Origin of the sequence: Citrobacter sp. TBCS-14, assembly GCF_005280805.1 — a bacterium.
GTDB lineage: Bacteria > Pseudomonadota > Gammaproteobacteria > Enterobacterales > Enterobacteriaceae > Citrobacter > Citrobacter gillenii.
In genome coordinates this window covers 1-208 of the sequence record NZ_SZWM01000759.1, presented here as the reverse complement: position 1 = coordinate 208, position 208 = coordinate 1, and the positions used below count along the sequence as shown (strand labels likewise).

The 208-nt window shown below is 55.3% G+C and carries 1 protein-coding gene; it reads left to right on the top strand.

The window, feature by feature from the left end; all coding sequences use genetic code 11:
* A partial coding sequence (gene bioD, locus FDX22_RS21140; RefSeq protein WP_146717728.1) for an ATP-dependent dethiobiotin synthetase BioD occupies positions 1–208 on the top strand: 208 nt, incomplete at both ends.

Genomic DNA, 208 nt, shown 5'->3' with positions numbered 1-208 from the left:
TATTTTGTCACCGGGACGGACACTGAGGTTGGTAAAACAATTGCCAGCTGTGCGCTCCTGCAGGCCGCGGGGCAATTGGGTTATCGAACGGTCGGCTATAAGCCCGTGGCGTCCGGTAGTGAAATAACGGCTGAGGGTCTGCGTAATAGCGATGCTCTGGCATTACAGCGCAACAGCGCTGTGGCAGTGCACTATACGGCAATCAATC